Here is a 3,280-nt window from a genome sequence, read left to right as displayed (position 1 = left end):
GCCGAAGTAGTCATAAAAACTTCCCTGATTAAGTTTTGCTTTTCGACATATCGTCCTCATGCTCGTGGCGTGATAGCCCTTGGTCCTGAAAAGCTCCGACGCTGCCGCCGAAATCTGGTTGCGCCGTTTTTCAACCAATTCAGGATTTTTGATATTGGTCTTTATCTTGTGCATTCTTTCACCTGATGGGGTAAAATAGTTGCCGTGAATATCCTCACAACGGCATCTTGTCTGTTTTAGAACGATAACGGGTTGCTTAGTAAAGCCATACAAAATAATAGGTTGGGAAATAAGGCCAGACTGACAGACGCTTGTCAGGTTTTTATTCATACTAAAATGCATCCTTTCAATCTGTCAAGAAAATAGATTCGTTCCTCCTGTGCATTCCTATCAAGAATTCCTTCGGGATCTGTCCGCACGAGCCACGGTCATCCGTCACGGGTCGTTGACTTTCATGCTGGCTATGGCCTAATACGGTAATTAGGCCGAACACGGTCCCGATGCTTAAACCCAATGCCGTTCACTTGAGAGGATGCTGTGGGCGGGTGTAAAACCCGCCCCTACGAGGCCTGGGCAGGACGACACGCAACGGCAATATACGGGCGGTGTAGGGGCGGGTTTTACACCCGCCCGGATGGAAGATTGAAAACCTTAAGTGAACAGTATTGTGTTTAAACCGTATTATGGAGAGGGGATTGATGACCGATTTTCCACCGGAAAAAGCCCAGTTGCTGGAAAAATTGAGCACATGCGGATTTGTTGTGCCCGATTTTATTTATGTGCCGGCCGAGGATTTTGAGAACAAAAATTTCGAATCCCTGGAAACCTTCTTAAAAAGACACCGGGAAAGCTTCAAGGTCATCGCCCGCAGCGCCCATCCTCAGGAAGCTTTTTATAAGGCAGGAACTTTCGATTCACTGGAAACTTATGCAGATCTGGACGGCATTGTGTTTGCCCGCCGGCGCATGATCCGTTATGCCCAAGTCACCAAGCGGCTTTCCATTTTGCGGCAGCAGTTTTTCGAGGGCGCGCCGCCGCTCGACAGCGAAAAAATGGGCGTAATCGTCATGCCGTTTATCCATGGATCCAGCGTCATGGCCAAAAAACTGTGGGATCACTGGGAGTTCGGCTATTGCCGGGACCGGGACCATAAGGTCCGCAGCGACCCATTCATCACCCGCACACCCCACGACCGCAAACTGCTGGACATTTCGCAGCAGATTGAGAACTGCCTGGGCTTTCGCTGCGAAATCGAATTTATCATCGGGGAAGACAACCGCATCTTTGTGGTCCAGGCCAAGGATATCTCCAAAGTCGAAATTCTAGAAGCCCGGGAAGACAAACGATCGGTGCGGCTCGACGGCTTGCGTCGCATCCGCAGACGCCGGAACTATCGCGAACGGTCGCTGTATGTCATGGATACCAATGCGCTTTACATGAATTTAATCGATCGCTGCGAGGAGCTGGTGCTCGAGCGCTCCAAACTTCCCACGCAGATCGACCTCGACCGCCTGATGGAAGAGATCCAGGCCTACGAGCGCACCATGGAGAATTTTGCCCTGAGAAACCGGCGGTTTGCCATCCTCGGCCTTTCCATCGAACCTTCGGCCGAGATATATCAGATCGCCAACCACTATTTAGACGATACGCCGGAATTGCAGCAGCAATTGACCAAGGCCCTGTATAACCATCAATATTTCCAGGATGCATTTATCGCCGAAGCCGATACCTTGATCAGTAAAGATGGGTTTCACATCAACCTGTGCGGGCATGACGCCTACGGTATCGATACGGTCCGCAATCCCATCTGGTCGGTGTTCTGGTCGGCCGCCAATCATGACCACATCCTCAAAAGCCTTCAGCGTATCGGTTTCAAGACCGGCGACGTGGTCGGCATCGAAATCGGCGCGGACGACAAACCGACCATGTTCCGCCTGTAATCGACCGCGGATTATCCGCCGGCGTTATGGTTTCGTATCAGATGGATCATGGGGAAGACTTGACCTGATCGGACGGCGACAGGCGAAGATGCCGGACTGTCACGATATTGGCCGTTTGGGTGCATTGGTCATAGACAATCACCGCCTCCTTGCGACGCAGCTGCTCCATGACCTTGTCCACGTTCTGCGCTAAAGTGGCCTGATCGTAACCGTTATCCGTACCATCACGGGTGACCACCTCTTCGATCAAGCCGCGAAGGGCATCGCTGCTGAGTTTTTCATAGGGGATGATCAGGCCCTGCTCGATCCTCGGTGTATTCATCATCAAGCTCCTTAAAAGGCATCCCGCGATCATGCGCTACCCGGCTGAACGCGTGACCGCCCGGACAAAGGCGTGGACCTTGGCGGGATCTTTTCGACCGACCGGGCTTTCGACGCCGCTGATCACGTCCACGCCATAGGGCTGCACGGCAGCCACCGCCTGACCGACGTTGCCGGCGTGCAGACCACCGGCCAGGATGAGTGGCAGGCGAACCTGGTCGCGGATCTGGCGGGCGAGGGTCCAATCGACGCTTTTTCCGGTACCGGCCGGACGGGTGTCGCTCACCGAATCGAGTATCAGGGCGTCGGCCCCGGCCTGTTCGATCAAACGCGCGGCTTCGAGCGGGTCCGCGCAGGCGGCGCGGCACTGGCCGGTTTCCACGGAGAAGCGCAGGGGTTTGAGCGCTTGGGCGCCGCGCTTGTGAATTTCGGCGACTAGCGTTGCGGTCACGGCGATGGGTTCGTTGCCGTGCAGTTGGACGGCATGGGGTTTTAATTGTTCGGTCAAATCGATAACCGTTGCCGGATCGTCGCCGACCACGATCACGCGCGTCACGAAGGGGGGTGTGCCGCGCAGCAGGGCAGCAGCGGCATTTCGATCCAGGTTCCAGGGCACGTCGACAGGATACTCCACGACGAAGCCCAGGGCGGCGGCCCCGCTGGCGACGCACAGGCGGATGTCCTCCTCGGTGGTGATGCCGCAGATCTTGATGCGGGTCATGGCGGCCATCCCACGGCGGTCAACTCTTCAAGAAAGGCACCCGTGTCTTCAGCCTTTAGAACCGCCGTGCCGACCAGGACGGCATCGGCACCGCCCTTGCCGGCGCGTCGTACGTCCTCGCCGCAGCCGATGGCGCTCTCGCTGATCAGGATACGCGCGCCCCGGCAATGGCGGGCCAGGACCTCGGTGTTGGCCACGTCGTTGTCGTCCACCTCAAAGATGGTGATGTCGCGGTTGTTGATGCCCATCAGATCGAAAGGCAGCTGTTCGATCTGTCGGACTTCGTCCAGGGTGTGGG

Annotated in this window: 4 protein-coding genes and 1 pseudogene; 1 reads left to right on the top strand and 4 read right to left on the bottom strand. The window is 55.8% G+C overall.

Going from position 1 to position 3,280, the window contains the following annotated elements:
• Positions 1–330 (bottom strand): TetR/AcrR family transcriptional regulator (locus R6V78_RS17445; protein ID WP_410290658.1); only part of this gene is annotated, 330 nt, incomplete at its 3' end.
• Positions 331–698: 368 nt separating this feature from the next.
• Between R6V78_RS17445 and R6V78_RS17440 the strand changes: the two genes are divergently transcribed.
• Positions 699–1,940, top strand: coding sequence for a hypothetical protein (locus R6V78_RS17440; RefSeq protein WP_410290657.1), 1,242 nt, complete (start codon positions 699–701; stop codon positions 1,938–1,940).
• A gap of 46 nt (positions 1,941–1,986) precedes the next feature.
• On the opposite strand, the gene R6V78_RS17435 is transcribed toward R6V78_RS17440, so the two are convergent.
• From R6V78_RS17435 to R6V78_RS17425, 3 genes and pseudogenes are all read right to left on the bottom strand, one after another.
• Entirely contained in the window at positions 1,987–2,262 is a 276-nt protein-coding gene (locus R6V78_RS17435) for a YheU family protein (RefSeq protein ID WP_410290656.1), read from the bottom strand.
• Between the two features lie 36 nt (positions 2,263–2,298).
• Positions 2,299–2,982 carry a phosphoribosylanthranilate isomerase gene (locus R6V78_RS17430; protein WP_410290655.1) on the bottom strand — a complete coding sequence of 228 codons (684 nt, stop codon included), beginning with the start codon at positions 2,980–2,982 and terminating at the stop codon, positions 2,299–2,301.
• Positions 2,979–3,280: pseudogene (locus R6V78_RS17425) on the bottom strand (hypothetical protein); the annotation flags it as partial. The pseudogene R6V78_RS17425 and the gene R6V78_RS17430, both read right to left, overlap by 4 nt.

It is taken from the genome of Desulfosarcina sp., assembly GCF_046496365.1.
In the GTDB taxonomy this organism is placed as follows: Bacteria; Desulfobacterota; Desulfobacteria; order Desulfobacterales; family Desulfosarcinaceae; genus Desulfosarcina.
Note: the sequence above shows the minus strand (reverse complement) of the source record. Positions and strands in the feature narration are given on the sequence as shown.

Coding starts and splice junctions, on each gene's coding strand:
- R6V78_RS17435 (WP_410290656.1), bottom strand. CDS start 2,262: ATGAATACACCGAGGATCGAGCAGGGCCTGATCATCCCCTATGAAAAA.
- R6V78_RS17430 (WP_410290655.1), bottom strand. CDS start 2,982: ATGACCCGCATCAAGATCTGCGGCATCACCACCGAGGAGGACATCCGC.
- R6V78_RS17440 (WP_410290657.1), top strand. CDS start 699: ATGACCGATTTTCCACCGGAAAAAGCCCAGTTGCTGGAAAAATTGAGC.